Raw genomic sequence first — 23,947 nt, 5'->3', positions numbered from 1 at the left:
ATGGGACGTGATGATGCCCGTTTGTTGCTCAAAGCGCTGTGTAGCGTCGCCGCAATACTTGCGGCCACCGTGTCGGTTGGGCAACACACCGGCAGCGCCGCCATCGGGTGGAATGCACATTGGCTCTTTGTCCGACATTGCTTACTCAGCCGGAAAAACATCGCCGTCGAAATCCAGGCGATGGGGGCGCTGGTCGCTTTCTATGGTTTGCTCCGCGCCTATGTCCGAGCAACGTATGCCCAATCCGTCTCGGTGCGAATTGTCAACGGGATCAAGATGTTCTGGGGACGGCTCTTGCGCCTGCCCCAAACGATCACTGTCCCAACTATCCAGTCAACGGCAAAGTTTGGGCGCGTGGGTGTCACGCAAACGCCGCCGGCGCACATCATCGACATCACCCAGAGCCTCGACGAGCAGGTCAAACGCCTTGTTCAGTACGTGAACGACAGAACCGGCGAGGCATCGGAGATGGCGATCAATATCACCAAATTGAGGCTGGATATCGATGGGGTCAAAGATACCGTGACGGAGTTAGAGCGAAACATGAAGGCACACACGGCCACTCAGATCCAGACATTCGACCGGAACCTCGACAGCCGACAAGCACTCGACCTGACCTGGGCGATTTGGGGACTTCTTGTTTCCTTTGTGGGTACCGCAAGCGGCTTCGGGACTTAGGTTTGTTGCTCATGAAGTAGGTCTAAGGTCCGTCGGGACGATCTACTCAATTCTCAGCTCGGTTCACCACCACGGCGCCGAGAACCTGCAGGCGCGGTACGCGCCGAAGGCGAACGCCAAGACGGTGTTTGCCACAGCGACCACGCGCGTTTGAAGTGTGCTCATAGTGTGACCACGGCTGGCCAGGATGGAGCCGAAAACACCACCTGAACTGCATAAACATCAGTGCGGGCGGAGGGACTCGAACCCTCAAGCTCTTTCGAGCAATGGCACCTAAAACCATCGCGTCTGCCAATTTCGCCACGCCCGCGGCTTGCCGATCGTATCGCTTGTGACATGGCCAACTTATTGGCGACGGGCGCTTACTGGCGCGCGGTACGGTCAAGAGGTGTCCACTACACACCGTCGCAGACCCGCGCTGATCGCGCTGGTGATCGTCGCGGCGTGCGGCTGCCTGGCCCTGGGCTGGTGGCAGTGGACCAGGTTCCAATCCGTCTCCGGCTCGTTTCAGAACCTCGGCTACGCGCTGCAGTGGCCGCTGTTCGCCTGGTTCTGTGTGTACGCGTACCGCAAATTCGTGCGCTACGAAGAGGAACCACCACAGCCGCGCAGCAACGACGCCATGACGGAGATACCCGCCGGGCTGCTGCCCGAGCGACCCACGCGCACGCCCCAGCCGCCCGACGACCCGGCGCTGCGGGAGTACAACAACTACCTGGCCGAGCTCGCCGCGCAAGACGCCGAAAAACAAAAGAGGACAACCGCATGACCACTCCGCAGACGCCCGGCGGATCAGTGCCCGCAGTGCCCGCCGACAAGATCCGCACCGCCTTGCTCGGCTACCGGATCATGGCCTGGACGACGGGTCTGTGGCTCATCGCGCTGTGCTACGAGATCGTCTCGCACCTGGTTTTCGACCACGAGATCCGGTGGATCGAAGTGGTCCACGGCTGGGTGTATTTCATCTACGTGCTGACCGCGTTCAACCTGGCGATCAAGGTGCGCTGGCCGATCGGTAAGACGGTCGGCGTGCTGCTGTCGGGGACCATCCCGCTGCTCGGGATCATCGTCGAGCACTTCCAAACCCGAGAGGTCAAAGCCCGCTTCGGCTTGTAGGCCGCACCCGTGACCCGTGTGGCCCATGCCTCGCAAGGGACCGGGGATTCAGCCCTCGGACCGGGCCAGCGTCTCGAGCGACGGCAACAGCAGCCGCAGCGCGCGACCGCGATGCGAGACCGCGTCCTTCTCACTCGGGCTGAGCTCGGCCGCCGTGCGCTCGCACCCGTCGGGCACGAAAACCGGGTCATACCCGAAACCGCCGTCGCCGCGCGGTTCCCGGGCGATGCTGCCGGGCCATTCGCCGCGCACGACGACCTCACCGGCCCCCGACACCAGCGCGCAGGCGGACACGAACGCCGCGCCGCGCCGTTCATCGGGCACGTCGCGCATTTGCGCCAGCAGCAAGGCGGTGTTGCCGGCGTCGTCGCCGTGGTTGCCCGACCAGCGCGCCGACAGCACTCCGGGCATGCCGTTGAGCGCGGCCACCTCCAGCCCGGAATCGTCTGCCACACTGGGCAACCCGCTCGCGGTGAACGCGTCACGCGCCTTGGCCAACGCGTTCTCCTCGAAGATCGCGCCCGTCTCCGGCGCCTCCTCGAACGGGGCCACATCGTCGAGCGACACCAACGTCAAGCCCGTCAGGCCGGCGGCGTCGAGCACCCGGCGCAACTCGACCAGCTTCTTCGTGTTGCGGCTGGCGACCAGTAGGCGTGACGGGCGCGGCGGGTCGTCACCATCGGGCACGGTCAGCTGCCGAACGCCTTCGGCGCCGGAGCTCCCTCGGGGAGCTCACCGGGGTACGGCTGCGCCAATGCCTCGCGCTGGGCGGCGAACAACTTGTCGCAGGCGGCCAACGCCACGTCGAGCAGCTTGTCCAACGTCGAACGCGGGAAGGTCGCCCCCTCGCCGGTCCCCTGGACCTCGACGAGGGTCCCGGTGTCGGTGGCGACGACGTTCATGTCCACCTCGGCGCGGGCGTCCTCCTCATAGGGCAGATCCACCCGGACCCGGCCGTCGACCACTCCGACGCTGACCGCCGCGATGGCGCACGACAACGGTCGGGGATCGGACAGCTTGCCCGCCGCCCCGAGATACGTCACCGCATCGGCCAGCGCCACGAACGCACCCGTGATGGCCGCGGTGCGGGTACCCCCGTCGGCCTGCAACACGTCACAGTCGACGGCAATTGTGTTCTCCCCCAACGCCGCCAGGTCGATGCACGCCCGCAGCGACCGCCCGATCAGCCGGCTGATCTCCTGGGTCCGCCCCGACAGCCGCCCCTTCACCGATTCGCGGTCCGAGCGCGTATGGGTCGCCGACGGCAACATCGCGTACTCCGCGGTCAGCCACCCCAGACCCGAACCCTTGCGCCAGCGCGGCACACCCTCGGTCACGCTGGCGGTGCACATGACCTTGGTCTGGCCGAATTCGATCAGTACCGAACCGGCGGGGTGCTCGGTGAAACCGCGGGTGATGACGACGGGCCGAAGCTCGTCGTCAAGGCGGCCGTCTTCTCGTCTCGTCACGACGCAACCCTAACGTGGAGTACTCAGACCCTCTCGGAGCGGCGGATATCGAACGTCTCACCGCACACCACCGCATGCACGGGACCGTCGAACTCGGCCTTGGCCTCGCTGATCACGTCCTCACGCGAGGTCCACGGCGGGATGTGCGTCAGCAGCAGTTCGCGAACGCCGGCCTCGGCCGCGGCCCGGCCAGCCTCGGTCCCCGACAGATGCAGCGCGGGCGGCCGGTCCGCCGAATGCGTCCAGGAGGCCTCGCAGAGAAAGACGTCGGCGTCGCGCGCCAGCTCGACGAGCTGATCGCAGGCGCCGGTGTCACCGCTGTAGACGAACGATGCGCCCGAGGAATCGGTGATGCGCAAGCCGTAGGACTCGGTCGGATGAGCCACCACCCGCGGCGTCACCGTCAGCGCCCCGACCGTCACCGGCTCGCCGTCGACCCAGTGGCGAACGTCGAAGATGTCCGAACAATCGTCGATCTCACCGCCGTAGGGTGAGGACGCCGCACCCAGCCGCGACCAGGTGTCGCCGGGGCCGTACAGCAACGCCTTCCCGAGCGGGCGCGTCGGGTGATAGCGCCGCCACACGAACAGTCCGGGCAAATCGAGACAGTGATCGGCGTGCAAATGCGACAACAGCACATGCACGGAACCGGGGTCGGCGTAGCGCTGCAGTGCGCCGAGAACACCCCCGCCGAAGTCGATGACCAACGGCGGCGTGTCCGGTGCCCGGAGCAGATAACCCGACGCAGGCGAATCCGGACCCACCACGCTGCCCGAGCAGCCGAGCACGGTTATTCGCACGGACACTACTGTGCCATGCCCGACGGGGCCATGACGAAAACATGGCCGCATTGGTGTGACGAGAATCTCGCCCGGCCGTCAGTCAATGCGCACCTGTTGAACAGGCCGTACTCCGGAGACGGCGGGACCGAGGAATCGGGCCGCCAATGTCGTGAATGCCTCGGGGTCGCCGGTGGCTTCGAAGACCCGAGTCGCGGGCGACACGTCATGAGGGCGAAGCAGATCCCGCTCGGTGAGCACCCGAAGGACTTCCTTGGCGGTTTCCTCCGCACTGGACACCAGCGTCACGTGCTCACCCATCGCCAGCTGGATGAGGCCCGACAACAGCGGGTAGTGCGTGCATCCGAGCACCAGCGTGTCGACCTGCGCGCGCTGCAGCGGCTCCAGGTAGCCCTCGGCCAGTCCGAGCACCTGACGCCCGCTCGTCACGCCGCGCTCGACGAAGTCGACGAACCGCGGGCAGGCCACCGCGGTGATCTCGGTGTCGCGGGCGGCGGCGAACGCGTCCTGGTAGGCGTGCGAGTTGATGGTCGCCTGGGTGCCGATGACGCCGATGCGTCCGTTGCGCGTGGTGGCGACGGCGCGGCGCACGGCGGGCAGGATCACCTCGACGACGGGCACGTCGTAGCGTTCGCGAGCGTCCCGCAGGCAGGCCGCGGATGCCGTGTTGCAGGCGATGACCAACGCCTTGACGCCGCGGCCGACGAGGTCGTCGCCGATGGCCAACGCGTGCGCCCGGACGTCGGGGATGCTCAGCGGACCGTAGGGCCCGTGGCCGGTGTCGCCGACGTAGATGATGTCCTCGTCGGGCAGCTGGTCGATGATCGCCCGCGCGACGGTGAGTCCCCCGACACCGGAGTCGAAGACCCCGACGGGAGCCAGTGGTCCGCTCATGTCTTGGGGCGCGGCGACGCGGTGCCGGCCGTCCTTCCCGTCCGGGCCTTGCGTTCCGGGGCGGACAGCCAATATGCGGCCACGACGCCGGCGATCGCCCCGCACAAATGCCCCTGCCAGGACACGCCACCGCAGACTCCGAGCACCGGCATGGCGCCGAACAGGACGCCGCCGTAGGCGAACATCACGACCAGCCCGATGATGATGTTGGACACGCGGCGGACGAATATCCCGAACACCAGCAGGAAGGCCAGCCAGCCGAAAATCAGGCCGGAAGCCCCGATGTGGTCGGTGGGGCCGCAGCTGCTGCCGACGTCGCCGATGAGCCAGGTGCCCAGGCCGCCCAGGATCCACACGATGGCGGTCGCCCAGACGAACCGGGACAGCCCGGCCAGCGTCATGAGGAATCCCAGCACCAGCAGCGGCACCGTGTTGGCCATCAGGTGCTCCCAGCTCGCGTGCAAGAGCGGGGAGAAGACGATCCCCCACAGGCCGTCGAGCTCCAGGGGCCGGATGCCGTTGGCGTCCAGCGAATGCCGGCTCATCTGGTCGATCAGCTCGACGAGGTACAGCAACACGACGAAGGTGAGGATCGTGGCGGCGCCGACGATCGGCGTGGACCGCTTTTTCGCCTGGGCGGCGGGTGCCCTCGGCGCGGTCTTACCCATAGCTGCCCTTCCAGCGCGTTTCCAGCATGGTCAAGGCTACCGGCGTGGCAGGCGGATTCCTCACCGGCCGAACGCGCCGGGCAGCACGTCGCGGTAGCTCGGTATCCCGGCGATCGATTCGGCGGCCAGCACACCGCCGAGCACCGCTTGCGCCAGGCAATCGGCCGCCGCGACGCCGACCTCGGTGACGAGCCGCGTTTCCGGGGAGAACGCGGCCGGCACGGGTTTCGAAGCGGCCGACGGGGGATCGACCTCGACCGCCCCGGTGGCCAGGACGAACACCGTGTCCCCGTCGACCGGCGTGTGCGCCGGCCGGATGCTGCGGGCCAGGCCGTCGTGGGCCGAGATGGCCACCCGCCGGCACGCCGCCGGGCTCAGGGCGGCGTCGGTGGCGATCACCGCGATGACGGTGTTGAGGGGGTTGTCCATCGGGTCCGACGGCGACGGCAGCTGGGCGAGCGCGTCGATCTGCTCGGGCGGTGGCGGCTGGAGCCCGAACGCCTTGGCCAAGTCCGCCATCCACGGCAAGCCGGTCGCCCGGTCGAGAACCTCGCCCGCGCAGTTCACCACCGCCACCGCGCCGACGGTCACGCCGCTCGGCAGTGCCGTCGAGGCGGTGCCGACGCCGCCCTTGAGCGCCCCGGCCCGGGCCCCCACCCCGGCGCCGACGTTCCCGACGGTCATCGCCGCGCCTTGCTCGGCGGCCGCACAGGCCAGGTAGCCGAACTCGTCGCTCGGGCGGCACTGCCAGCCGCCGACCGGCAGATCGAAGATCACCGCTGCCGGCACGATGGGCACCACGCCCTCGCCTATCGCCACGCCGCGTTCCTGTTCTTCCAGCCAGCGCATGACGCCGTCGGCGGCGGCCAGGCCGTAGGCGCTGCCCCCGGCGAGCAGCACCGCGTCCACGAACCGCACGGTGTTGGCCGGGTCCAGCAGGTCGGTCTCCCGGGTGCCGGGAGCACCGCCGCGGCAATCGACCGCGCCGACGGTCCCCGGTGGCGGGAGCACCACGGTGACGCCGCAGGCCCAGCCCGCACCCAACGCGGCGTCGGGGTCCAAGCGTTGGTAGTGGCCGACGCGGATCCCCCCGACGTCGGTGATGGCGCCCATCGCGGTCACCGGGACCCCATCAGCACCAACACCAGGTACTCCTGCAGGACGGTCAGCCACTGATAGACGTCGAAATGCACGGCCAGCGGATGATCGGCCGGCAGCCGCTCCGGGCCCTCCGGCCCGACCTCGAGCATGACCCCCAACGTCAGCCGGATGTCGTTGACCGCCCCGACCCAACAGTTTGCGTCGTCCTCACTCAGCTCGAACCGGCCGCCGTCCTCGGGGACGGTGCTCAGCAACCTCTGTGCCGCAACGCGTTTGGCCTCGACGATGCCCGGCTCGTGCAGGCTGCGCAGCGCGGCGTTCAGGCTGTCCGCGGCATCGGGAGGCGCGGTGTCCTGGTCGTCGTTGCGGTAGAAATCCGGCAGCAGCCGGCGCAGGGTCGGGTCCTTCGGCGGTTCGGCGTTGCCGGTTTTGATGCCGGTGATCTCCTCGAGTTCGTCTGCCGGCGAAGAGGATTCACGCTCGTTGAGCAGACCGATCATCGCGGTGGCCAGGTTCTTGAGCAGGGCCGCCTCGTGGGACGCCAGGGCCGACCGGAAATGGGGACCGTCCGCGGTCTCGACGCGCTTCCATTTGCGCACAGGGATTCGCCAGCGCCTCGAGCGTCAGCGGTCCTGCTGCAGTGTCGCCCACAAACCGGCGGCGTGCAGCTTGGACACATCGACTTCCATGGACTCCCGGCTGCCGGCGGACACCACGGCCTTTCCTTCGTTGTGCACCTGCAGCATCAGCTTGGTGGCATGCGGCTCGCTGTAGCCGAACAACTTCTGGAACACGTATGTCACGTAGGTCATCAAGTTGACCGGGTCATCCCAGACGATCGTGACCCAGGGACTCGCCGTCACCTCGACCGGAGCGGACTCGCGTTGTCCTGTAGTGCCCGGCTTAGTGGGCGCTGACATAACAACCATGGCCTCCACGATACCGAGGGATGGACGACGTTACCGAGCCCAGCGGGCAGCCGATACCGTTATGGAATGAACGACCCGGTCGTCACGGGCCTGCTGACCGACAAGTACGAGTTGACGATGCTGGCGGCGGCGCTGCGGAACGGCAGCGCCAATCGGCGGACCACCTTCGAACTTTTCGCCCGCCGCCTTCCCGAGGGCCGTCGTTACGGCGTGGTCGCCGGAACCGGACGGCTGCTCGAGGCGCTGCCGCAGTTCACCTTCGATGACGAGGCCTGCCAGTCGCTCGGCCAATTCCTCGATCCAGATACGTTGCGGTACTTGCGCGATTTTCGGTTCGGCGGCGATATCGACGGCTACGCCGAAGGCGAGCTCTACTTCCCCGGGTCCCCGGTGCTGTCGGTGAGCGGGACGTTCGCCGAATGCGTGGTGCTCGAAACGCTTGCGCTGTCCATCTTCAACCACGACACCGCCGTCGCCTCAGCCGCCGCGCGGATGGTGAGCGCGGCGCGGGGGCGCCCGCTGATCGAGATGGGGTCACGGCGCACCCACGAGCAGGCGGCGGTCGCCGCCGCCCGCGCCGCCTACATCGCCGGCTTCGCCGCGTCCTCCAACCTGGAGGCTCAGCGCTGCTACGGAATACCGGCCGAGGGCACCTCCGCGCACGCGTTCACCATGCTGCACGCCCGCGCCGACACCCCCGCGGAATCGACCGAATTGGCGGCCTTCCGGGCCCAGGTCGAGGCGCTCGGCGTCGACACCACCCTGCTGGTGGACACCTACGACGTGACGGCCGGCGTGGCCAACGCGGTGGTCGCCGCCGGCACCGGGCTCGGCGCTGTGCGCATCGACTCCGGCGAGTTGGGCGTGCTGGCCCGCCAGGTGCGCCAGCAGCTCGACCGGCTGGGCGCCACGAATACCCGCATCGTGGTCTCCGGCGACCTCGACGAGTTCTCCATCGCCGCGTTGGCCGCCGAGCCCGTGGACAGTTACGGCGTCGGCACGTCGCTGGTGACGGGCTCGGGCGCCCCGACGGCGAACATGGTGTACAAACTCGTCGAAGTGGACGGCCTGGCGGTGCAGAAGCGCAGCAGCCACAAGGAATCCCACGGCGGACACAAAGAGGCGCTGCGCACCTCGCGCAGCTCCGGCACCATCACCGAGGAGATCCTGTATCCGGTCGGCCGTCAGCCCGATGTCGGTGAACCGGCCCGGGTGTTGACCGTCCCGCTGGTCCGCGGTGGCGAGCTGGTGTCCAAACCGAACCTCGCCGCGGCGCGCGAGCTGGTAGCTTCCGGGCTGCGCAGTCTGCCGTGGGAGGGTTTGAACTTGTCGCACGGCGAACCCGCGGTCACGACGACGCAGATCCGGGCCTGACCGAGGGAGTGACCACGTCCGACGTGTCCGTGCCCGAGCTGCTGGCCACCGCCGTGGCCGCGCTCGGCGGCAGTGAACGCAGCGGCCAGCAGGAGATGGCCGCCGCGGTCGCGCGGGCCTTCGCCACCGACGAGCACCTCGTCGTGCAGGCCGGCACCGGCACCGGCAAGTCGCTCGCCTATCTGGTGCCCGCGATCGTGCAGGCCCTCGGCGATGACTCCCCCGTCGTCGTGTCGACGGCCACCATCGCCCTGCAGCGCCAGCTCGTCGACCGCGATCTGCCCCGGCTCATCGATGCCCTGGCCGACGCGCTGCCGCGCCGCCCGCAGTTCGCCTTGCTTAAGGGACGACGAAATTACTTGTGCCTCAACAAAATTCACAACGGCGGGGCGGCCGACGGTGATGACCCCGACGGGCGGCCGCAGGAGGAACTCTTCAACCCCATGGCGGTCAGCGCCCTGGGCCGCGACGTGCAGCGGCTCACCGAGTGGGCGTCGACCACCGAATCCGGCGACCGCGACGACTTGAAGCCGGGCGTCCCCGACCGATCCTGGTCTCAGGTCAGCGTGTCCGCGCGGGAATGCCTCGGGGTGGCCCGCTGCCCGTTCGGCACCGAGTGCTTCTCCGAGCGGGCCAGGGGCCTGGCCGGCCGCGCCGACGTCGTGGTCACCAACCACGCGCTGCTGGCCATCGACGCGGTGTCCGAATCCGCGGTGCTGCCCGAGCACGCGCTGCTGGTGGTCGACGAGGCGCACGAGTTGGTGGACCGGGTGACCTCGGTGGCCACCGCGGAGCTGACGTCGGCCGCGCTCGGGGTCGCCTCGCGGCGGATCAGCCGGTTGGTGAGCCCGGAACTGGTCCAGCGCCTCGACGCGACGACGGCCAACTTCGCCGCCGCCATCCACGACGGCACGCCGGGGCGCATCGACCGCCTCGACGAGGACATGACGACCTACCTCGCCGCGCTGCGGGACGTCGCGACCGCGGCGCGCTCGGCGATCGACACCACGAACGACGCCAAGGCGGCGTCGGCGCGCGCCGAAGCGGTCGCCGCGCTCAGCGAGATTTCGGAGACCGCGTCGCGGGTGCTCGCGTCGTTCGGACCGGCCATCCCCGACCGCACCGACGTGGTGTGGCTGGAACACGAGGAGAACCGGGGTTCACCGCGCCCGGTGTTGCGGGTGGCCCCGCTGTCGGTCGCCGGCCTGCTGCGTCAGCGCGTGTTCTCGCGCTCGACCGTGGTGCTGACGTCGGCGACGCTGACGATCGGCGGCTCGTTCGACGCCATGGCCGCGGCGTGGGGTCTGACCGCTCCCGCGAGCGACGACGACGGCGGAGACGCGCGATGGCGCGGCCTCGACGTGGGATCGCCGTTTCAGCACGCCAAGGCCGGGATCCTGTACGTGGCGGCGCACCTGCCGCCACCGGGGCGCGACGGCGTCGGCTCGGCCGAGCAGCTGACCGAGATCGCCGAGCTCGTCACCGCAGCCGACGGGCGCACCCTGGGGCTGTTCTCGTCGATGCGGGCGGCCCGCGCGGCCGCCGAGGCCATGCGCGAACGGCTCTCGACGCCGGTGTTGTGCCAGGGCGACGACAGCACGTCCGCGCTGGTCGAGCAGTTCAGGGCGGAGCCGCAGACGTCACTGTTCGGCACCCTGTCGCTGTGGCAGGGCGTCGATGTGCCCGGGCCGTCGCTGTCGCTGGTGCTGATCGACCGCATCCCGTTCCCCCGCCCGGACGACCCCCTGCTGGGGGCGCGCCAGCGGGCGGTCGCCGCGCGGGGCGGCAACGGCTTCATGGCGGTCGCGGCCAACCACGCGGCGCTACTGCTGGCGCAGGGTTCCGGCCGTCTGTTGCGCCGCGTCACCGACCGCGGGGTGGTCGCGGTGCTCGACTCGCGCATGGTCACCGCCGGGTACGGCGGCTACCTGCGAGCCTCGCTGCCGCCGTTCTGGCAGACCACCAACGGGGCGCAGGTGCGCGAGGCCCTGCGGCGACTGCGTACCGCAGCGGAAGACCTGTCGGCCTGAGGCGTCCCGATCACCGGGCCAGCGTGACCAGACCGAGCTCGTTGCCGGCGGCCAGCATCGGATGGCGGGGCAGCACACGCACCGTGTACCCGACCGATCCCGCCAGTGGCAGCGGCGTCGTCGTCGAGAACACCTGGTTGCCGCCCTCGGCGGTGCCGGTGTACGACATCTCGACGGTGACCGGTTCCAGCAGCGCATCGCTGGCGTCGACCCGGCCGACCACCGCCTGGACCGTGACCTCGTCGGGCGCCAGCCCGGCCAGCTGCACGGTGGCGGTCAGGGTCAGCTTGGAACCGAGCACCGGACTGTCCGGCAGGCCGGTGCTGTCGACGTCGGTGATCACGATCTTCGGCCACGCCTCGTAGGCGCGCCGGCGATAGGCCGCCAGCTCGCGGGCGGCGCCGAACTCGCCGCCGCCCGCCGCGTCGTCGGGTGCGATCGTCTTGCGCAACGATTGGGCCGCGGGCGTGTAGTACTGCTCGACGTAGTCGCGCACCATGCGGGACGCAAGGACTTTCGGGCCGAGCGTCTGCAGGGTGTGGCGCACCATTTCGATCCAGCGGGGTGGCACCCCGCGTTCGTCGCGCTCGTAGAACTTCGGTGCCACGGCTTCTTCCAGCAGCCGGTAGAGCGCGCTGGATTCGAGGTCGTCGCGGCGCCCCTCATCGGCCACACCATCGGCAGACGGTATCTCCCAACCGTTTTCGCCGTCGTACCATTCATCCCACCAGCCATCGCGGATGGACAGGTTCAGCCCCCCGTTGAGTGCGCTCTTCATTCCCGAAGTGCCGCAGGCCTCCAACGGCCGCAGCGGGTTGTTCAGCCAGACGTCGCAGCCCCAATACAGCAGCCGGGCCATGGACATGTCGTAGTCGGGCAAAAACGCGATGCGGTGCCGCACCTCGGGCCGGTCGGCAAACCGCACCACCTGCTGGATCAGCGCCTTGCCGCCGTCGTCGGCGGGGTGCGACTTACCGGCGACGATCAGCTGAATCGGCCGTTCGCTATCCAAAAGCAGCTGTTCCAGCCGATCCGGATCCCGCAGCATCAGCGTCAGCCGCTTGTACGTCGGCACCCGCCGAGCGAACCCGATGGTCAGCACTTCCGGATCGAAAGCCGTTGCTATCCAACCTAATTCAGCATCCGAGGCGCCACGCTCCAGCCATGAGCGGCGCAGCCTGCGCCGCACGTCGTCGACCAGCAGAGACCTCAATTGCGAGCGAATCCACCACAGGTGGCCCGCATCGACCTGCTGCAGGCGCAACCACACCCCCGGATCGCTGAACGAATCCGACCCGGCCAGCTCGTAGCCCAGCTGCAGCCACTGCGGCGCCGCCCAGGTGCGCGCGTGAACTCCGTTGGTGATCGACCCGATCGGCACCTCGCCGGCGTCGAATCCGGGCCACAGTTCGTTGAACATCGCCCGGCTCACCCGGCCGTGCAGCGACGAGACGCCGTTGGCCCGCTGGGCCAGGCGCAGACCCATGTGCGCCATGTTGAATTTGGCCGGGTCGTCCTCGGCCCCCAGCGCCAGGATGCGCGCCGTCGGCACCCCGGGCAGCAACGCGGGCGCGCTCGTGGCATCGGCCGCCGCGCCTTTCTGGCCGGATTCCGATTCGTCGCCACGATGGTCGTCGAAGTAGAGCCGCACCATGTCGATGGGGAAACGGTCGATGCCGGCGGGCACCGGGGTGTGGGTGGTGAACACGGTGCTCGAGCGCACCACCGTCAGCGCGGTGTCGAAGTCCAGCCCCGGACCGGTCATCAGCTCGCGAATGCGTTCGGCGCCCAGGAACCCCGCGTGCCCCTCGTTCATGTGGAACACCTCGGGTGCGGGCAGGCCCTGGATGGCGGTGTAGGCGCGGATCGCCCGCACCCCGCCGATGCCGGCCAGGATCTCCTGCCTCATCCGATGTTCCTGATCGCCCCCGTACAGGCGGTCGGTGACGCCGCGCAGATCATGCTCGTTCTCGGGGACGTCGGAATCGAGCAAGAGCAGCGGGACCCTGCCGACCTCCGCGACCCAGATCCGGGCGTGCAACTGCGCGGAGTCCGGCAGCATCAGCTCGACCAGGGCGGGATCGCCGGTGGCATCGGTCAGCAGCCGCAGCGGCAGCCCCTGCGGGTCCAGCGACGGGTAGTTCTCGTGCTGCCACCCGTCGGCGGTCAACGACTGCCGGAAGTAGCCGGAGCGGTAGTAGAGGCCCACCGCCACCAACGGCACGCCCAAATCCGATGCGGACTTCAGGTGGTCACCCGCAAGGATTCCCAACCCGCCGGAATAGTTCGGCAGCACTTCGGCGATGCCGAACTCCATCGAGAAGTAGGCGACGGCCGCCGGCATTTCGGCCCCGTGTTCCTGCTGTTGCTGGTACCACAGCGGGCGGGTCAGGTAATCGTTCAGATCGGCGGTCAGCTCGTCGAGCCGGCGAAGGAACGCCTCATCGATCGCCAACGCGTCGAGCCGCGCCGGGTTCACCGCGCCCAGCAACGCCACCGGGTCACGGCCACACCGGTCCCACAGGTCGGGGTCGATCGTCGCGAAGAAATCCTGCGTCGGCTTGTCCCACGACCAACGCAGGTTGGTCGAGAGCTGGTCCAGCGCGGTCAAACGCTCGGGAAGATGAGCACGGACGGTAAACCGGCGGAGGGCTTTCACGCGTCCCTACCTTACTGAGGATTCCGCCCCGCGCACGGCGGCGGGAAAGACCGCTTTTCCGCAGCGGGGTGTGACCGAAGACTAGGGTGGGTATCGGTTAGTTATCGGGGTCGCAACGATGCCTCCCCGCACAGAAAGTTCCCCACGACAGGAAGTTTCCCGACGAGCGGCGTTCCGCGGGGAGCACACCCGGATTGGCCGCACACAATCGGAACGCACCCGGTGACGATGCGGCCCGCGGCGCGGGGCGCGGAGGAAGCGGGAAAATCGGAACGGAGTGGTGGTGCCCGGTCGTGTCGAGATCGATAGCGTCCAGCCGGTCGTTTCCTGTGGCGCGTATCCCGCGAAAGCTGTGGTCGGCGAGGTCGTGCCGGTCAGCGCCGCGGTATGGCGAGAAGGCCACGAGGCCGTAGCGGCAACCCTGGTCGTGCGCTACCTCGGGCCAGGCTATCCGCAAGTAACGGAGACTCGCCGCGTCAAAGCGGTTCAGGCCCCGGCAAAGCCGGTCACCGACCGCGACGGCAAGGCTGACCAGCAACGGATCAAGCCGCTGGCGTTGCCGATGACGATGGGTCTGGAACCCTATGTGTTCCACGGCCAGTTCACCCCCGACCAGGTCGGGCTGTGGACTTTCCGCGTCGACGGGTGGGGCGATCCGATCCACTCCTGGCGGCACGGGTTGGTCGCCAAACTGGACGCCGGTCAGGGCGAGAAGGAACTGTCCAACGATCTTCTCGTCGGTGCCGGGTTGTTCGAGCGCGCCGCCGCGGAGGTGCCGCGGGCCCGGCGCGAACCGCTGCTGGCCGCCGCCGCAGCGCTGCGCACGCCTGGGGACCCGGTCACCCGAACCGCGCTGGCGCTGGGCCCGGAGATCGAAGAGATCCTGGCGGACTACCCGCTCCGCGATTTCGTCACCCGGGGCGAGCAGTACAGCGTCTGGGTGGACCGGCCGTTGGCCCGGTTCGGCTCCTGGTACGAGATGTTTCCCCGCTCGACGGGCGGGTGGGACGCCGACGGCAACCCCGTGCACGGCACATTCGCCACGGCAACCGCCGCGCTTCCGCGCATCGCGGCAATGGGATTCGACGTCGTCTACCTGCCGCCGATCCATCCGATCGGCAAGGTACATCGCAAGGGGCGCAACAACTCCCCCACCGCCGCCCCCGGAGATGTGGGGTCCCCCTGGGCGATCGGCAGCGACGAGGGCGGCCACGACGCCGTCCACCCGGATTTGGGCACGATCGAGGACTTCGACGCGTTCGTCGCCGCAACACGCGAATTGGGCATGGAGGTGGCGCTGGACCTCGCGCTGCAATGCGCTCCGGACCATCCTTGGGCGCGTAGCCACCGCAACTGGTTCACCGAATTGCCCGACGGCACCATCGCCTACGCGGAGAACCCGCCGAAGAAGTATCAGGACATCTACCCGATCAACTTCGACAACGACCCGGCCGGCCTCTACGACGAGGTGCTGCGCGTCGTCCGGCATTGGATGGACCACGGCGTCAAGTTCTTTCGCGTCGACAACCCGCACACCAAGCCGCCGGATTTCTGGGCGTGGTTGATCTCCGCGGTCAAGGCCATCGACCCCGATGTGCTGTTTCTCTCCGAAGCTTTCACGCCACCGGCCCGCCAGTACGGGCTCGCCAAACTGGGATTCACGCAGTCGTACAGCTACTTCACCTGGCGCACGGCGAAGTGGGAGCTGACCGAATTCGGCACCGACATCGCCGCGCTCGCCGACTTCCGCCGGCCGAACCTGTTCGTCAACACCCCCGACATCCTGCACGCGATCTTGCAGCACAACGGGCCCGGCATGTTCGCCGTGCGCGCGGTGCTGGCCGCGACCATGGGGCCCGCCTGGGGCGTGTACTCGGGCTACGAGCTCTTCGAGCACCGCGCGGTGCGGGAAGGCAGCGAGGAGTACCTGGACTCGGAGAAGTACGAATTGCGGCCTCGCGATTTCGCGGGTGCGCTCGCCGAAGGACGCTCGCTCGAGCCATTCATCACGCAGCTCAACGCGATTCGCCGGGTCCACCCCGCGCTGCAGCAGCTGCGCACCATCCATTTCCACAGCGTGGACAACGACGCGCTGCTCGCCTACAGCAAGTTCGACCCGGCCACGGGCGACTGCGTGTTGGTGGTGGTGACCCTCAACGCGTTCGGCGCCGAGGAAGCGACGCTGTTTTTGGATATGGCCGCACTGGGTATGGAGCCCTACGAGCGGTTTTGGGTGCGCGACGAGATCACCGGCCAGGAATTCCAATGGGGGCAAGCCAATTACGTTCGCATCGATCCTGGGCAGGCGGTCGCGCACATCATCAACATGCCGCTCGTGCCGCGTGACGCTCGCTTGACACTGCTGCGCAGGCATTGAGACGGGACATGAAACGGACCGGAGGCGATAGGGACATGAGCCAAGCCGACCAACTCGCTCGGACGCACCTGGCGCCCGATCCTGCCGATCTGTCGCGCCTGGTCGCCGGCACACACTACAACCCGCACGGCGTGCTGGGGGCACACGAATACGGCGACCACACCGTCATTCGGGCGTACCGCCCGCACGCGGTCGAAGTCGTCGCCCTCGTCGGCGATGATCGATTCCCGATGCAGCACGTCGAATCCGGCCTGTTCGCCGTGGCGCTGCCGTTCACCAACCTGATCGACTACCGCCTACGCATCACCTACGAAGGTTCCGACCCGCACGTCGTCGCCGACGCTTACCGTTTCTTGCCCACCCTGGGCGAGGTCGATCTGCACCTATTCGCCGAAGGGCGCCACGAGCGACTCTGGGAAGTCCTTGGCGCACACCCCCGCTCGTTCACCACCGCCGACGGCGTCGTCAATGGGGTGTCGTTCGCGGTGTGGGCGCCCAACGCCAAGGGCGTCAGCCTGATCGGCGAGTTCAACGGCTGGACCGGTAACGAAGCCCCGATGCGGGTGCTGGGCTCGTCGGGTGTGTGGGAGCTGTTCTGGCCCGGCTTTCCGCTCGAGGGGCTCTACAAGTTCCGCGTCCACGGCGCCGACGGAGTCGTGACCGAGCGCGCCGACCCCATGGCCTTTGCCACCGAGGTGCCCCCGCACACGGCCTCCCGGGTGACACGCAGCAAGTACACCTGGGAAGACGCGGACTGGATGGCCCAGCGCGCCGGGCGCAACCCGGTGTTCGAGCCGATGAGCACCTACGAGGTGCACCTGGGTTCATGGCGACCCGGCCTCAACTATCGCCAGTTGGCCCGCGAGCTGACGGATTACGTTGTGGAGCACGGCTTCACCCACGTCGAGCTGCTGCCGGTCGCCGAACATCCGTTCGCCGGTTCCTGGGGCTACCAGGTGACGTCGTACTACGCCCCGACGTCGCGGTTCGGCACGCCGGACGAGTTCCGCGCCCTGGTCGACGCCCTGCACCAGGCCGGCATCGGCGTGCTGGTGGACTGGGTGCCGGCGCACTTCCCGAAGGACGCGTGGGCGCTGGGACGGTTCGACGGCACCCCGCTCTACGAACACTCCGACCCGAAACGCGGCGAGCAACTCGACTGGGGCACTTACGTATTCGACTTCGGACGACGCGAAGTGCGCAACTTCCTGGTGGCCAACGCGTTGTATTGGCTCGAGGAATTCCACATCGACGGCTTACGGGTGGATGCGGTCGCGTCGATGCTGTACCTGGATTACTCGCGTCCCGAGGGCGGCTGGACGCCGAACATCTACGGCGGGCGGGAGAACCTGGAGGCGGTCCAGTTCCTGCAGGAGATGAACGCCACGGCGCACAAGACCGCCCCGGGCATCGTCACCATCGCCGAGGAGTCGACCTCGTGGCCCGGGGTCACCCGGCCGACAAACCTTGGTGGCCTGGGCTTTTCGATGAAGTGGAACATGGGCTGGATGCATGACACGCTCGACTACATCAGCCGCGATCCGATCTATCGGAGCTATCACCACCACGAGATGACGTTCTCGATGCTCTACGCGTTCAGCGAGAACTACGTGCTGCCGATCAGCCATGACGAGGTGGTCCACGGCAAGGGAACGCTGTGGGGACGCATGCCGGGCAACAATCACGTCAAAGCCGCCGGCCTGCGCAGCCTGCTCGCCTACCAGTGGGCGCACCCGGGCAAGCAATTGTTGTTCATGGGACAGGAATTCGGCCAGCACGCGGAGTGGTCCGAAGAGCGTGGCCTGGATTGGTGGCAGCTGGACGAGCAGGGATTCTCCAACGGGATCCTGCGCATGGTGCGCGACATCAACGCCATCTACCGCAGCCACCCGGCGCTGTGGAGCCAGGACACCGTGCCCGACGGCTACTCCTGGATCGACGCCAACGACTCGGGTAACAACGTGTTGAGCTTCCTGCGTTACGGCAAGGACGGCTCGGTGATGGCGTGCGTGTTCAATTTCGCCGGCGCCGAGCACGGCGGATACCGGCTCGGCCTGCCGTCGGCCGGCCGCTGGCGCGAGGTGCTCAACACCGACGCAACGGTCTACAACGGCACGGGAATCGGCAACCTGGGCGGCGTCGACGCCACCGAGGACCCGTGGCACGGGCGCCCGGCCTCGGCGGTGCTGGTGTTGCCGCCGACGTCGGCCCTGTGGCTGGAACCGGAGTAGGGCTACTTACCCGGCGCCGAACGTGGACCAGTTGCGTGATTTCGGCGCTGTCGGCCGCCACAACTCGACGTTCGTTGAGCTGAGATGCGCTCTAGTACAGCGCGTTGGCGAGGTTGCGTCGCCCGGCGACAACCTCGGGATCGGCCGGGTCGAAGAGCTCGAACAACTCCACCAGGCGCGTGCGCACCAGGGCGCGGTCATCACCGGATGTGCTGCGCACCAAGGCAATCAGACGCTCGAACGCGGCGGCGACATCCTGGTTGAGGATTTGCACGTCGGCCGCCGCGAGCGCGGCTTGGATGTCGCCCGGCGCCGCGTCGGCGACCGCGACGGCGTCCGGGCGCTGCGCGGTAGCGCGCGTGAGGAAATCGATTTGGCGGATCGCGCCCTTGGCCTCCACGCTGGCCGGATTGGCATCCAGGATCGACTGATACGACGCCTTGGCGGCCTCGAAGTCGCCGTCCTCGAGCTGCTGGCGGGCCGCGGCCAGCTCGGGGTCGACGACGTCAGACTCCGCGGAACCCGTTGCCCCCCTGAGCTTCCCGGCCGTCGCGGAAAGGATCTGGTCCAGCCAGCCGCGCAATTGCTCGGCCGGCTGCACGCCTTGGAAGCTCGAGATCGGCTGCCCGGCCGCCAACGCCACCACGGTCGGGACCGCGTCGACACCGAATATCTGCGCGACCCTGGGCGCGACATCGACGTTGACGGTCGTGAGCGACCATTTGCCGTTGTCCTGGCCGGACAGCCCGGACAGCGTGTCGAGAAGCTGGACGCACGCGTCGCTGCGCGGCGACCACAGCAGCACGACGACCGGCACTTCCTCGGACCGCAGCAGAACCTCGGCCTCGAAGTTGGCCTCGGTGACCGCGGTGATGCCGGCGCCGCCCTCGGCAGTCGACGGCGCGGGCCCGCCGGGAGCGGCGCCGGGCGGCTGCGCGCGCTGCTTGAGACCGGACAGATCGACAGCACCCGCCAGTGCGGGGCCGATGGAAGGTCGCGGACGCGTCACGCCGTCAAGTTTGTCATGCGCGCGGGCTACCGATCCACCCGGTGGCGGCGGCGTTCGGGCAGGGGGTGGACGGGGCCCGAAATCACCTCAAAATGGGGTGTGATCGGCCCGTATGACGAAGATCACACAATTCTCCAGGCCGCACCGCCCCAGCAACGTCGCAGCGAACCCCGATCCCTGGCTAACTCGCCCGCAGGATCAGGGCGTCGCCCTGCCCGCCGGCCCCACACAGCGCCGCGACGGCGTAGCCGGACCCGCGGCGGGCCAATTCCAGGGCCGCATGCAGCGTGATGCGCGCTCCCGACATTCCGATGGGATGCCCGACCGCGATCGCACCGCCGTTGACGTTGACGATGTCGGGATTCACGCCGAGTTCGCGGGTCGAGGCCAGCGCCACCGCCGCAAACGCCTCGTTGATCTCCACGACATCGAGCTGGTCAACCGAGATGCCCTCGCGGCTGATCGCCTTCTTGATCGCGTTGGCCGGCTGCGACTGCAGGGTGGAATCCGGGCCGGCCACCACACCGTGCGCACCGATCTCGGCCAGCCAGCTCAGCCCCAGCTCCTGCGCCTTGGCCTTGCTCATCACCACGACCGCTGCCGCGCCATCGGAGATCTGAGAAGCCGAACCGGCGGTGATGGTGCCGTCGCGGCGAAACGCCGGCTTGAGGCCGGCCAGCGACTCCGCCGTGGTGTTGGCGCGGATGCCCTCGTCCTCGGTGAACTGCAGCGGATCACCCTTGCGTTGCGGGATGTTGACGGGCACCACTTCGTCGGTGAAGACGCCGTCCTTCCACGCCGCGGCCGCCTTCTGATGCGAACCCGCAGCGAACTCGTCCTGCTCCTGGCGGGTGAATTTGTCGATGTCGTTGCGCTGCTCGGTGAGCGCGCCCATCGGCTGGTCGGTGAACACGTCATGCAGACCGTCGTAGGCCATGTGGTCCAAGACCGTGACGTCGCCGTACTTGTAGCCCGAACGGCTGTCCATCAGCAGGTGCGGCGCCTTGGACATGGACTCCTGACCGCCGGCCACCACCACGTCGAACTCCCCGGCGCGAATGAGCTGGTCGGCCAGCGCGATGGAGTCGATTCCGGACAGGCACATCTTGTTGATGGTCAGCGCCGGCACGTCCCAGCCGATGCCGGCGGCCACGGCCGCCTGGCGCGCCGGCATCTGACCCGCCCCGGCCGTCAACACCTGGCCCATGATCACGTAGTCGACCGCGGAGGCCGGCAGATTGGCCTTCTCCAGCGCGCCGGCGATCGCGATGGCACCCAGATCGCTGCCCGAAAAATCCTTCAGCGAACCCATCAACTTGCCGATGGGTGTACGCGCTCCAGCAACGATCACCGACGTCGTCATGACTACTCCTAAGGCCTGCTGGGCGCTCCCCCGACGGCCGTTTCGGCCTCCCGGAGAAGCGCAATCTTTGCCGCCAGGTTACCGTTATGTGATGACGACCGATCAAGTTGACGCCCGTCAGATCCTGGCCACCTCGCTGGTGACGGCGATCGATCACGTCGGCATCGCAGTCGCCGACCTGGACGCCGCCATCGCCTGGTATCACGACCACCTCGGCATGATCCTGGTGCACGAGGAAGTCAACGAGGAGCAGGGAATCCGCGAGGCCATGCTGGCGGTGCGGGGTGCCCCGGCGGGCACCGCACAGATCCAGTTGATGGCCCCGATCGACGACTCCTCGACGATCGCGAAGTTCCTCGACAAGCGCGGGCCGGGCATCCAGCAGATGGCCGTTCGGGTCAGCGACCTCGACACCATGGTCGAGCGGCTCCGCGAGCAGGGCGTGCGGTTGATCTACGACACGCCCCGTCGCGGCACGGCAAACTCCCGGATCAACTTCATCCACCCCAAGGATGGCGGCGGAGTTCTGATCGAGCTCGTCGAACCGGCCGCCTGAGACCCGATACTCAAGACCACCTCCTGGTGGGACCGCGGGTAGCGCGGTGCGCCCAGCACGGCGTGTGCCAATGGCGGCGGTCCTCGACGTGACCCGCGTCGCCCCCGCTGATCGAATCGATCGGCCACACCACCAGATGTGCTGAGCCGGAGCGGATTTCGTGATCGCAGCCGGGGCACCGATACGTCTTGACCGCACGGGCCGCCGCGACGGGACGAACTTCGTACTCGTGGCCGTCGGGCCCGACCTCCACCCGGCGCAATGCCGGCGGCGGCACTGACGGGCGCTGCCGACGTGGCGGTGGGCGGCGCCGAGGCATGCGATCAGTCTAGTGACGAGCCCTCAGAACAGCCGGTATTCGTCGCTGTCCATGCCGCGCATCTTGTCGTAATCCAATGTCACACAACGGATCCCGCGATCGACGGCGAGGGTGCGCGCCTGGGGCTTGATCTGCTGGGCCGCGAAGATCCCTTGCACCGGCGCCAGCACGCTGTCCCGGTTGAGCAGCTCGAGGTAACGCGTGAGCTGCTCGACGCCGTCGATCTCGCCGCGTCGCTTGATTTCCACTGCCACCGAGCCGCCGCGTTCATCGCGGCACAGCAGATCGACGGGGCCGATGGCGGTCATGTACTCGCGACGTACCAGCGTGTACCCCTCGCCGAGCAGCTGCACGTGCTCGGCGAGCAGCGCCTGCAGGTGCGCTTCAACGCCGTCCTTGACCAGCCCCGGGTCGACGCCGAGGTCGTGGCTGGAGTCGTGTTCGATCTCCTCCACGGTGATGCGCAGTTGTTCGCCCGCCTTGTTTTCGACGACCCACACCGGTGCGTGATCACCGGCCTGTTCGCTCAGCCAACAGGGCGGGCTCATCCAGTTCAGCGGCTTGTAGGCGCGGTCGTCGGCGTGCACACTGACCGATCCGTCGGCTTTGAACAGCAACAGCCTGCGCGCGGAGGGCAGGTGCGCGGTGAGCCGGCCGACGTAGTCCACGGTGCATTGAGCGATCACTAGACGCACCCGACTCACCTTAGAGCGTGACCGACAAATTAGGCTGACGCCACCATGTCGGCCAACACGTCCTTGGCGCAACGAATAGGCCGGGTGCTCGAGCGCGTCACCCGTCAGAGCGGCCGTCTTCCAGAGACGCCGGCGTACGGCTCCCTGCTGCTCGGGCGGGTGTCGGAAAGCCAGGGCCGTCGCCGGGTGCGCATCCAGATCATCATGACGGTGCTGGTGCTGGGGGCGAACCTGATCGGCATCGCCGTCGCGCTGTTGTTGGTGACGGTCGCCATCCCGGTGCCGAGCGTGTTCGACGACGCGCCGGCGTGGCTCACGTTCGGTGTGTCACCCGCCTACATCGTGGCGGCCTCGGCGTGGGGCACGTATTGGATCACCCGGCGGACCGTGATCGCCCTGCGCTGGGCGATCGAAGAGCGCAAGCCGACTGCAGAGGACGAGCGCAACACCTTTGTCGCCCCGTGGCGCATCGCCCTTGTCGACCTCGTGTTGTGGGGTGTCGGCACGGCGCTGCTGACGACGCTGTACGGCCTGGTCAACACGCAGTTCATTCCGCGGTTTCTGCTCGTCGTGAGCTTTGGCGGAGTGGTGGTCGCCACCGCTAGTTATCTGCTCGCGGAATTCGCGCTGCGGCCCGTCGCCGCGCAGGCGCTCGAGGCCGGGCCACCGCCACGACGGTTGGCGGCGGGCATCATGGGCCGAACGATGGTGGTCTGGTTTCTCGGTTCGGCCGTGCCCGTCATCGGGATCATGATGCTGGCCTTCTTCGAGCTCGTGCTGCGGAATCTGACCCAGACTCAGTTCGCGGTGGGCGTGCTGATCGTGTCGATGGCCCCGTTGATCTTCGGATGCGTCCTGATGTGGATTCTGGCCTGGCTCACCGCGACACCGGTGCGGGTGGTCCGCGCGGCGCTGGCACGCGTCGAGCGGGGCGATCTGCGAGGGAACCTCGTGGTCTTCGACGGCACCGAACTCGGTGAGCTGCAACGCGGTTTCAACACGATGGTCGATGGCTTGCGGGAGCGCGAACGTGTCCGTGATCTTTTCGGCCGCCACGTCGGGCGCGAGGTCGCGTTGGCCGCGGAGCGCGAACGGCCGAAGCTGGGCGGCGAAGAACGCCATGTGGCCGTCGTTTTCATCGATATCGTCGGGTCGACGCAGCTGGTGACGAGCCGGCCTCCGGCCGAAGTCGTTGCGGTGCTGAACCGTTTCTTCGCGATCGTCGTCGAGGAGGTGGACCGCTACTGCGGGCTGGTCAACAAATTCGAAGGCGATGCGTCGCTGGCCATCTTCGGAGCGCCGAACCGCCTGGACCGCCCTGAGGATGCGGCGCTGGCGGCCGCGCGGTGTATCGCCGAGCGACTGGCCGACGAAATGCCCGACCTCGAGGCCGGCATCGGCGTGGCGGCGGGCCAAGTCGTCGCCGGAAACGTCGGCGCCAAAGAACGATTCGAATACACCGTCATCGGTGAGCCGGTCAACGAGGCGGCCCGGCTGTGCGAGCTCGCCAAGTCGCACCACCGACGGGTGCTTGCGACGGCCGACGCCCTCGAGGGTGCGAGCGAAAACGAGCGCGCCCGTTGGTCATTGGGCGACACCGTCACCCTGCGCGGGCACGAGCGTCCCACCCGGCTGGCGTCACTCGTCGACGCCGCTCCGCCCGCTCAGTAAATTTTCGG

The 23,947-nt window shown here is 68.1% G+C and carries 22 protein-coding genes and 1 tRNA gene; 9 read left to right on the top strand and 14 right to left on the bottom strand.

The features are described from left to right. Positions 1-678, top strand: coding sequence for a hypothetical protein (locus tag AC0KS4_RS04920; protein WP_238957442.1), 678 nt, complete (start codon positions 1-3; stop codon positions 676-678). Positions 679-904: 226 nt separating this feature from the next. On the opposite strand, the gene AC0KS4_RS04915 is transcribed toward AC0KS4_RS04920, so the two are convergent. After that, positions 905-988, bottom strand: a tRNA-Leu gene (locus tag AC0KS4_RS04915). Between the two features lie 78 nt (positions 989-1,066). Here AC0KS4_RS04915 and AC0KS4_RS04910 point away from each other — a divergent pair. Together AC0KS4_RS04910 and AC0KS4_RS04905 are read left to right on the top strand one after the other, a co-directional pair. Next, entirely contained in the window at positions 1,067-1,447 is a 381-nt protein-coding gene (locus tag AC0KS4_RS04910; RefSeq protein WP_225326679.1) for a hypothetical protein, read from the top strand. Beyond that, positions 1,444-1,794, top strand: coding sequence for a DUF3817 domain-containing protein (locus AC0KS4_RS04905; RefSeq protein ID WP_225326680.1), 351 nt, complete (start codon positions 1,444-1,446; stop codon positions 1,792-1,794). The genes AC0KS4_RS04910 and AC0KS4_RS04905 overlap by 4 nt, the downstream gene beginning before the upstream one ends. A 48-nt stretch (positions 1,795-1,842) precedes the next feature. Here the strand turns inward: AC0KS4_RS04905 and rdgB are convergent, their stop codons facing one another. The 8 genes from rdgB to clpS all read right to left on the bottom strand — a co-directional run bounded on the left by rdgB (position 1,843) and on the right by clpS (position 7,655). Continuing rightward, a complete protein-coding gene (gene rdgB, locus AC0KS4_RS04900; RefSeq protein ID WP_225326681.1) occupies positions 1,843-2,481 on the bottom strand; it encodes an RdgB/HAM1 family non-canonical purine NTP pyrophosphatase in 639 nt (212 codons plus the stop codon). Between the two features lie 2 nt (positions 2,482-2,483). Further along, complete coding sequence (gene rph, locus AC0KS4_RS04895; protein ID WP_225326682.1) at positions 2,484-3,263, bottom strand: ribonuclease PH; 780 nt, start codon at positions 3,261-3,263, stop codon at positions 2,484-2,486. A 23-nt stretch (positions 3,264-3,286) separates the two neighbouring features. Then, on the bottom strand, positions 3,287-4,069 hold the full coding sequence (locus tag AC0KS4_RS04890; RefSeq protein ID WP_225326683.1) for a cyclic nucleotide-degrading phosphodiesterase: 783 nt from the start codon (positions 4,067-4,069) through the stop codon (positions 3,287-3,289). Between the two features lie 72 nt (positions 4,070-4,141). Then, positions 4,142-4,957, bottom strand: a complete 816-nt coding sequence (murI, locus tag AC0KS4_RS04885; RefSeq protein ID WP_238957441.1) for a glutamate racemase — start codon at positions 4,955-4,957, stop codon at positions 4,142-4,144. Next, positions 4,954-5,625: a rhomboid family intramembrane serine protease gene (locus AC0KS4_RS04880; RefSeq protein ID WP_238957440.1), complete on the bottom strand. Its 672-nt coding sequence runs from the start codon at positions 5,623-5,625 to the stop codon at positions 4,954-4,956. Before AC0KS4_RS04880 ends, murI begins: the two co-directional genes overlap by 4 nt. Positions 5,626-5,685: 60 nt before the next feature. Beyond that, positions 5,686-6,738, bottom strand: a complete 1,053-nt coding sequence (locus AC0KS4_RS04875; protein WP_238958001.1) for a P1 family peptidase — start codon at positions 6,736-6,738, stop codon at positions 5,686-5,688. A 5-nt stretch (positions 6,739-6,743) separates the two neighbouring features. Next, positions 6,744-7,325 carry an oxidative stress transcriptional regulator AosR gene (aosR, locus tag AC0KS4_RS04870; RefSeq protein ID WP_238957439.1) on the bottom strand — a complete coding sequence of 194 codons (582 nt, stop codon included), beginning with the start codon at positions 7,323-7,325 and terminating at the stop codon, positions 6,744-6,746. A 24-nt stretch (positions 7,326-7,349) separates the two neighbouring features. Then, positions 7,350-7,655 carry an ATP-dependent Clp protease adapter ClpS gene (clpS, locus tag AC0KS4_RS04865; protein ID WP_055404466.1) on the bottom strand — a complete coding sequence of 102 codons (306 nt, stop codon included), beginning with the start codon at positions 7,653-7,655 and terminating at the stop codon, positions 7,350-7,352. A gap of 66 nt (positions 7,656-7,721) precedes the next feature. Between clpS and AC0KS4_RS04860 the strand changes: the two genes are divergently transcribed. Then, entirely contained in the window at positions 7,722-9,029 is a 1,308-nt protein-coding gene (locus AC0KS4_RS04860; RefSeq protein ID WP_238957438.1) for a nicotinate phosphoribosyltransferase, read from the top strand. A gap of 8 nt (positions 9,030-9,037) precedes the next feature. Beyond that, on the top strand, positions 9,038-11,059 hold the full coding sequence (locus AC0KS4_RS04855; protein WP_425326369.1) for an ATP-dependent DNA helicase: 2,022 nt from the start codon (positions 9,038-9,040) through the stop codon (positions 11,057-11,059). Between the two features lie 10 nt (positions 11,060-11,069). On the opposite strand, the gene glgP is transcribed toward AC0KS4_RS04855, so the two are convergent. Further along, positions 11,070-13,718 (bottom strand): alpha-glucan family phosphorylase, encoded by a 2,649-nt coding sequence (gene glgP, locus AC0KS4_RS04850; RefSeq protein ID WP_238957437.1) that lies wholly within the window; start codon positions 13,716-13,718, stop codon positions 11,070-11,072. Positions 13,719-14,001: 283 nt separating this feature from the next. Here glgP and AC0KS4_RS04845 point away from each other — a divergent pair, with 283 nt between their 5' ends. Both AC0KS4_RS04845 and glgB read left to right on the top strand, forming a co-directional pair. Next, complete coding sequence (locus AC0KS4_RS04845) at positions 14,002-16,095, top strand: alpha-1,4-glucan--maltose-1-phosphate maltosyltransferase (RefSeq protein WP_238957436.1); 2,094 nt, start codon at positions 14,002-14,004, stop codon at positions 16,093-16,095. A gap of 35 nt (positions 16,096-16,130) precedes the next feature. Continuing rightward, positions 16,131-18,326 (top strand): 1,4-alpha-glucan branching protein GlgB, encoded by a 2,196-nt coding sequence (gene glgB, locus AC0KS4_RS04840; protein ID WP_225326690.1) that lies wholly within the window; start codon positions 16,131-16,133, stop codon positions 18,324-18,326. A 91-nt stretch (positions 18,327-18,417) separates the two neighbouring features. On the opposite strand, the gene AC0KS4_RS04835 is transcribed toward glgB, so the two are convergent. Together AC0KS4_RS04835 and AC0KS4_RS04830 are read right to left on the bottom strand one after the other, a co-directional pair. Then, positions 18,418-19,335: a tetratricopeptide repeat protein gene (locus AC0KS4_RS04835; protein ID WP_238957435.1), complete on the bottom strand. Its 918-nt coding sequence runs from the start codon at positions 19,333-19,335 to the stop codon at positions 18,418-18,420. Between the two features lie 181 nt (positions 19,336-19,516). Next, positions 19,517-20,698, bottom strand: coding sequence for an acetyl-CoA C-acetyltransferase (locus AC0KS4_RS04830; protein WP_225326692.1), 1,182 nt, complete (start codon positions 20,696-20,698; stop codon positions 19,517-19,519). 88 nt (positions 20,699-20,786) lie between these two features. Here AC0KS4_RS04830 and mce point away from each other — a divergent pair, with 88 nt between their 5' ends. Further along, positions 20,787-21,254, top strand: a complete 468-nt coding sequence (mce, locus tag AC0KS4_RS04825) for a methylmalonyl-CoA epimerase (RefSeq protein WP_238957434.1) — start codon at positions 20,787-20,789, stop codon at positions 21,252-21,254. 10 nt (positions 21,255-21,264) lie between these two features. On the opposite strand, the gene AC0KS4_RS04820 is transcribed toward mce, so the two are convergent. After that, on the bottom strand, positions 21,265-21,573 hold the full coding sequence (locus AC0KS4_RS04820) for a hypothetical protein (protein ID WP_238957433.1): 309 nt from the start codon (positions 21,571-21,573) through the stop codon (positions 21,265-21,267). A gap of 23 nt (positions 21,574-21,596) precedes the next feature. Further along, positions 21,597-22,268: an endonuclease NucS gene (gene nucS / locus AC0KS4_RS04815; protein ID WP_225326695.1), complete on the bottom strand. Its 672-nt coding sequence runs from the start codon at positions 22,266-22,268 to the stop codon at positions 21,597-21,599. Between the two features lie 45 nt (positions 22,269-22,313). On the opposite strand from nucS, the gene AC0KS4_RS04810 reads away from it, so the two are divergent. Next, on the top strand, positions 22,314-23,939 hold the full coding sequence (locus tag AC0KS4_RS04810; RefSeq protein WP_225326696.1) for an adenylate/guanylate cyclase domain-containing protein: 1,626 nt from the start codon (positions 22,314-22,316) through the stop codon (positions 23,937-23,939). The last annotated feature ends 8 nt before the right edge of the window (positions 23,940-23,947 follow it).

The sequence above is a fragment of the Mycobacterium sp. NTMscope_MAC_12 genome, from assembly GCF_976985675.1.
Note: the sequence above shows the minus strand (reverse complement) of the source record. Positions and strands in the feature narration are given on the sequence as shown.

What these genes read in the sequence shown, in the direction of transcription:
- clpS (WP_055404466.1), bottom strand. Translation starts at nt 7,655, where the DNA reads ATGGTTGTTATGTCAGCGCCCACTAAGCCGGGCACTACAGGACAACGC.
- AC0KS4_RS04830 (WP_225326692.1), bottom strand. Translation starts at nt 20,698, where the DNA reads ATGACGACGTCGGTGATCGTTGCTGGAGCGCGTACACCCATCGGCAAG.
- AC0KS4_RS04905 (WP_225326680.1), top strand. Translation starts at nt 1,444, where the DNA reads ATGACCACTCCGCAGACGCCCGGCGGATCAGTGCCCGCAGTGCCCGCC.
- AC0KS4_RS04820 (WP_238957433.1), bottom strand. Translation starts at nt 21,573, where the DNA reads ATGCCTCGGCGCCGCCCACCGCCACGTCGGCAGCGCCCGTCAGTGCCG.
- glgB (WP_225326690.1), top strand. Translation starts at nt 16,131, where the DNA reads ATGAGCCAAGCCGACCAACTCGCTCGGACGCACCTGGCGCCCGATCCT.
- AC0KS4_RS04880 (WP_238957440.1), bottom strand. Translation starts at nt 5,625, where the DNA reads ATGGGTAAGACCGCGCCGAGGGCACCCGCCGCCCAGGCGAAAAAGCGG.
- AC0KS4_RS04875 (WP_238958001.1), bottom strand. Translation starts at nt 6,738, where the DNA reads ATGGGCGCCATCACCGACGTCGGGGGGATCCGCGTCGGCCACTACCAA.
- AC0KS4_RS04810 (WP_225326696.1), top strand. Translation starts at nt 22,314, where the DNA reads ATGTCGGCCAACACGTCCTTGGCGCAACGAATAGGCCGGGTGCTCGAG.
- AC0KS4_RS04920 (WP_238957442.1), top strand. Translation starts at nt 1, where the DNA reads ATGGGACGTGATGATGCCCGTTTGTTGCTCAAAGCGCTGTGTAGCGTC.
- AC0KS4_RS04860 (WP_238957438.1), top strand. Translation starts at nt 7,722, where the DNA reads ATGAACGACCCGGTCGTCACGGGCCTGCTGACCGACAAGTACGAGTTG.
- murI (WP_238957441.1), bottom strand. Translation starts at nt 4,957, where the DNA reads ATGAGCGGACCACTGGCTCCCGTCGGGGTCTTCGACTCCGGTGTCGGG.